Genomic DNA, 5851 nt, shown 5'->3' with positions numbered 1-5851 from the left:
CCCGTGCGGGGGGGGGCCGGGTTACGCAAATCGCCCGGGATGCGGCCGGGTGGGCTACGGGACGGGTCGAAGGGGGCTACGCGGCCGGGCGACGGGCGAGAAGGCAGGGCCCGGGGCGTAGCCCCTCCTTGACCGGCCGCGTAGCCCCCTTCGACCCGTCCCGTAGCCCACCCGGCCGCATCGCGTCCGATTTGCGTAACCCGTCCACCCCCAGCAGCGTTAGCTCTGCAGAACGAAAATCTGTAGATCAAATCTGCTGACTGGGACGGGAGATCGCGATGGGCGTGCTCACCTGGTTGCTGATCCCTGTCGTCTTCGCCATCGGCGCGGCGATATGGGGAAGCTGGGCCTCCAAGAGCCATACGGTGGGTGACATGGCCGAGCTCAACGGCTACGCCCGTTTCCGCAACGCGATGGAACGCGACCCCGCCGAGTAGCTCCGCCCGGGCGGTGTGCTCACAGGCGTCTCCCGTACTGTCGTTCCATGCCACGCCGTACCGTGACGATGCTCGCGTCCACCCTCGTCCTGATCGCGCTTCTCTGCGTGGGTGTCCTCACGAAGGTCCCGTACTCCGAGATGAGCCCGGGCCCGACGACGAACACCCTGTCGAGCCCGGGCGGGGCGCCGGTGCTCCAGGTCTCGGGACACAAGACCTATCCGACGTCGGGCAACCTGAACATGGTCACGGTCCGCGTCACGAGCGCCGACACGCAGCTCAACGTGGCCGAGGCGGTCTACGGCTGGCTGTCGCACGACGACGTCGTCGTCCCGCACGACACGCTGTACCCGGACGGGCAGACCGAGCAGCAGTCCACCCAGGAGAACGCCGAGGAGTTCAGCCAGTCCCAGGAGAGCGCCAAGGTCGCCGCGCTCAAGGTGCTGCACATCCCGGTCGTCGCGCACGTCAATGTCGCGAGCGTCCTGAAGGGCAGCCCCGCGGAGGGCAAGCTGCACGCCGGCGACCTGATCCTCGCCGTGGACGGTACGAAGGTCACGAAGCAGGACCAGGTGGCGAAGCTCGTCACGAAGCACAAGCCGGGCCAGGACGTCACCTTCACCGTGGTCCCCGCCGAGGCGGCCGCTGCGGCGAAGAAGGCGAACAAGGAGCCCACGGGCAGCCGCCAGGTCGTCGTCAAGACGGCGACGTCGCACGACAGCGGGAAGTCGCGCGCCATCGTCGGCATCGCGGCCGGGACCGACCACACGTTCCCGTTCACCATGGACATCAAGCTCGCGGACGTCGGCGGCCCGAGCGCGGGCCTGATGTTCTCCCTCGGGCTGGTCGACAAGCTCACGCCGGGCTCGCTCACGGGCGGGAAGTTCATCGCGGGTACGGGCACCATCGACGACAACGGCACGGTCGGCCCCATCGGCGGCATCGCCATGAAGCTGGTGGGCGCGCGGCAGGCCGGCGCGCGGTACTTCCTCACCCCGGCCGACAACTGCGCCGCCGCGGCGGACGGGACCCCGAGCGGCCTCACGCTCGTCAAGGTCAAGAACATCTCGGACGCGAAGGCGTCGCTCGACAAGATCCGAACCGGTGACACGGCCGGCCTGCCGAGCTGCTCGGCAAGCTGACCGTGTCCGCCGCGCACGGCACGGGGCGGCCTTTCCCGGCCGCGTGCGGCGCGGGCGGGCGAGCCGGCGTCCCGCCGCGAGCCGGCGTCCCGCCGTCGGCCGCTCGCAGCGCCCCGCCGCCCGCCGGTCCCTGCGCCCCTACGAGGCGAACGTGGCCGACAGGGCCTCCGCGAGCCCGGGTACGAGGCCCGAGCCGGTGAGCACCTCGGCCGCGGCGTCCTTCTCGCGCAGCCGCAGCGCCGACTCCCGGCTCCCGTCGCGCAGCACGGCCACCGTCATGCGCACCTCCTGCCGGTCCGGGTGGCGGGCGACCCAGTCGCCGAGTGCGGCCTCGTCCAGGCCTTCGGGCAGAGCGGCCTCGGCGGACGGCGGCAGCATCAGCCGCTCCACGGTGAGCGCGCAGCCCGCGACGGAGCCGGGCCACGCGATGGTGGCGAGAAATTCGTCAAGTGCGGTGCCGGCAGGGATCTCGTCCTGTTCTACGGGGGTCAGGGGGGCGACATCGTCGCCGTCGTCAAGACCCAGCTGGTTCGCGAGCTCGGGTTCGTCCGCGCGCATGCGCTCGCTGTCCACGAGTGCGAAGAGACGGGCGGGCTGGTCCCAGCCGAGGCCCGCCGCGTACTCGTCGATTTCGAGCACGGCCCGCGTCAGCGGGTTCGCGGCCATCGGGGTCCCTGAGGGGGAAACGTTCGACATGACCAATATCCTGCCCCCTCCGGAGCCCCCGGCGGGAACTAGGTAAAGCCTCAGTAAGTTGCATGGTTGGGTCACGCGGTCGCGCGACCCGGTGGACACGCCACCCGGCAGAGCCCACGAGCCCCGTCCTACACCGGCGGACAGCCCGGGACCGTCCCAGCGGACGGCCCAAGACCGTCCCAGCGGACAGTTCAAGACCGACAGCTCAAGACCGACAGTCCAAGACCGACAGTCCAAGACAGACAGTTCAAGACCGACCCAGCAGACCGACCGACCACGACCCACGGCCTTTCCCCCGGCTCTCCCGGGGGGTTTGTCCCCGATATTTTCCGAGGTGCGCACGTTGGCTTTCCAGATGCCGGACCGCGGCGGAGGCCCGACCGGGTCACGGATGAGGATGGGCGGGCCGTCGGGCCGCGTGCGTACCCTGCTGCTGGTCCTCGGGCTGCTGGCCGTGCTCGCCATGGCCTTCGTGATGTTCTCCGGCTTCTGGACCGACTGGCTCTGGTACCGCTCGGTCGACTACGCGTCGGTGTTCACGACGACCCTGTGGACGAAGCTCGGCCTGTTCGCCGTCTTCGGCGCCTTCATGGCCCTGGCCGTCGGGTTCAACATCTGGCTCGCCCACCGGCTGAGGCCGCCGCTGAGCGCGATGTCGACGGAGCAGCAGGGCCTCGACCGGTACCGGATGAGCGTCGCGCCGTACAAGAAGTGGATTCTTTCGGCGATCGCGGCGCTGGTCGGGCTGATCGCCGGCGCCTCCGCGTCCGCTGAGTGGCGCACCTGGCTGCTGTGGGTCAACGGCGTGCCGTTCGGGAAGAAGGACCCGCAGTTCCATCTGGACGTGTCCTTCTACGCGTTCGACCTGCCCTGGTACCGGTTCCTGCTCGGGTTCGGCTTCGCCGCGGCCGTCCTGTCCGTGGTGGCCGCCGCCCTCACGCACTACCTGTACGGCGGTCTCCGCGTGACCAGCCCCGGGGCGCGCGCCACCGCGGCGGCCACCGGCCATCTGTCCGTACTGATCGGACTGTTCGTGTCGCTGAAGGCGGTGGCGTACTGGCTCGACCGGTACGGGCTCGCCGTCAAGTCCAGCGACCTGAAGGCGACCGGCAACTGGACGGGCCTGCGGTACGTCGACGCCAACGCGTACCTCCCCGCGAAGACGATCCTGTTCTGTATCGCGGTGATCTGCGCGGTCCTGTTCTTCGCCACGCTCTGGCGGCGTACCTGGCAGCTGCCGCTGATCGGTTTCGGCCTGATGGTGCTCTCCGCGATCCTCATCGGCGGCCTCTACCCGGCGATCGTGCAGAAGTTCACGGTCCAGCCGAACGAGCAGGCCAAGGAGGCGCCGTACATCCAGAAGAACATCGACGCCACGCGCTCCGCGTACGGCATCGCCTCGGCGAAGGTCAGCGACTACTCCGGCAAGGGCGGTACCGCCTCCAAGGCCGAGCAGCGCAAGGCCGCCGACTCGGCCGCCAGCTACCGGCTCGTCGACCCGAACGTGGTCTCCCCGGCCTTCCAGCAGCTCCAGCAGCCGCGCAAGTACTACCAGTTCCCCTCGACGCTCAACGTCGACCGCTACAAGGACCCCTCGACGGGCAAGCTCCAGAACACGGTCGTCGGCCTGCGCGAACTCAACATCGCCGGCATCCCCAAGCACAACTGGATCAACGACCACTTCACCTACACCCACGGCTACGGGCTGATCGCCGCAAAGGGCACCGGCACGGTCACCGACGCGAAGCAGGGCACGATCGGCTCGCCCGACTTCACCGAGTCGGGCCTGCCCACCACGGGCAAGCTCCCCGAGTACCAGCAGCAGATCTACTACGGCGAGAAGACCACGCAGTACTCGATCGTCGGCGGTCCGCAGAAGGAACTGGACTACGAGGCCAACCAGGGCGAGAAGACCACCAGTTACCGGGGCGGGAGCGGGGTCTCGCTCTCCAGCCCGCTGAACCGGGCCGCGTACGCGGTGGCGTTCAGCGAGCCGCAGATGCTCTACTCCGGCGCCATCGGCAAGGGCTCGCGCATCCTCTACAACCGGACGCCGAAGGACCGCGTGGAGGCCGTGGCGCCCTGGCTGACGCTCGACGGCGACCCGTACCCCGCGGTGGTCGACGGACGCATCCAGTGGATCGTGGACGCCTACACGACGACGGACGCGTACCCGTACTCCTCGCGTACGACGCTGGGGGACACCACGGCCGACTCGCTCACCAGCGACTCCCGTGCGGTGGTGGCCCAGCAGAACCAGGTCAACTACATCCGCAACTCGGTGAAGGCCACCGTCGACGCGTACACCGGCAAGGTGACGCTCTACCAGTGGGACACCAAGGACCCCGTCCTGAAGACGTGGATGAAGGCGTTCCCCGGCACCGTCGAACCGAAGAAGGACATCCCGGCCGACCTGGAGGCGCACATGCGCTACCCGCAGGACCTGTTCAAGGTCCAGCGGGAGCTGCTGACGCGCTACCACGTGACCGACGCCGCGCAGTTCTACAGCGGAAGCGACGCCTGGCAGGTGCCCGACGACCCGACGACACGCGCGGGCAGCGCCGTGCCGCCGTACTATCTGAGCCTCCAGATGCCCGGCTCGAAGCAGCAGACGTTCTCGCTGACGACGACGTTCACCCCGAGCGGCCGGCCGAACCTGGGCGCCTTCATGTCCGTCGACGCCGATGCCACCAGTCCCGACTACGGGACCATCAGAGTGCTCAGAGTCACCGGCAACAACGTGCAGGGCCCGCAGCAGATGCAGAGCGAACTCAACGGTGGTGACGATGTCGCGTCGTTCGTGAAGAACCTCAAGGGCACCGACTCGGACATCGAGTACGGCAACATGCTGACGGTGCCGCTCGACCAGGGCTTCCTGTACGTCGAGCCCGTGTACACCAGGGGCGGGAGCCAGAACTACCCGCTGCTGAAGAAGGTCGCCGCCTCGTACGCCGGGGGCAAACCGGTCTTCGAGGACTCCCTGTCGGAGGCGCTCAACGCGGTGTTCGGGTCGGCGGGGGCGAGCCGGCCACCCGGCCGGGACCAGACCGCGCCCCCGCCCAAGGGGAACAACCCCGCGCTCCAGCAGGCCGTCCAGGACGCGCAGAAGGCCTACGACGAGGGGCAGGCCGCGCTGAGCGAGAAGCCCACCGACTGGGACGCGTGGGGCAAGGCCCAGCAGGCGCTTGAGGACGCCCTCAAGCGGGCGTCGGCGGCCGGGGGCACCGCGTCCGGGTCCGGTACGGGCAGCGGCGGCGGGGGCTCCGGCTGACCGCTCGCCGGCCGGACCGGGCAGCGGGCCGAGCCACCGGGCCGGGCGGCGGGCCGAGCCGCCGGGCGCGAGCGGCGGGCTGGGTCGCCGGCTGAGTACCGGGCTGAGCAGGGCACACTCCGCACCGTGCTAGAGTTGATCACACAACGGCGCGGGGTGGAGCAGCTCGGTAGCTCGCTGGGCTCATAACCCAGAGGTCGCAGGTTCAAATCCTGTCCCCGCTACTGAAGTCCCCCGGCCCCCCGGGGGGGCCCCGGGGGCCCGGGGGGGCGGGGGGCCCGGGGGGGGGGGGGGGGGGAGGTGGG

The 5851-nt window shown here is 69.8% G+C and carries 4 protein-coding genes and 1 tRNA gene; 4 read left to right on the top strand and 1 reads right to left on the bottom strand.

The window, feature by feature from the left end; genetic code table 11:
- Positions 1-284: 284 nt before the first annotated feature.
- A complete protein-coding gene (locus tag LCE31_RS19220) occupies positions 285-437 on the top strand; it encodes a hypothetical protein (protein ID WP_225015780.1) in 153 nt (50 codons plus the stop codon).
- Between the two features lie 47 nt (positions 438-484).
- Complete coding sequence (locus LCE31_RS19215) at positions 485-1579, top strand: YlbL family protein (protein ID WP_225015778.1); 1095 nt, start codon at positions 485-487, stop codon at positions 1577-1579.
- A gap of 138 nt (positions 1580-1717) precedes the next feature.
- Here LCE31_RS19215 and LCE31_RS19210 read toward each other — a convergent pair whose 3' ends face one another.
- Positions 1718-2275 (bottom strand): PPA1309 family protein, encoded by a 558-nt coding sequence (locus LCE31_RS19210; RefSeq protein ID WP_225015777.1) that lies wholly within the window; start codon positions 2273-2275, stop codon positions 1718-1720.
- A gap of 355 nt (positions 2276-2630) precedes the next feature.
- Here LCE31_RS19210 and LCE31_RS19205 point away from each other — a divergent pair, with 355 nt between their 5' ends.
- Positions 2631-5546, top strand: a complete 2916-nt coding sequence (locus LCE31_RS19205) for a UPF0182 family membrane protein (RefSeq protein WP_225015779.1) — start codon at positions 2631-2633, stop codon at positions 5544-5546.
- Between the two features lie 150 nt (positions 5547-5696).
- A tRNA-Met gene (locus LCE31_RS19200) sits at positions 5697-5770 on the top strand.
- Positions 5771-5851: the final 81 nt, after the last annotated feature.

The organism is Streptomyces sp. 8L (genome assembly GCF_020176795.1).
In the GTDB taxonomy this organism is placed as follows: Bacteria; Actinomycetota; Actinomycetes; order Streptomycetales; family Streptomycetaceae; genus Streptomyces.
This window is presented reverse-complemented; position numbering and strand designations above follow the sequence as displayed.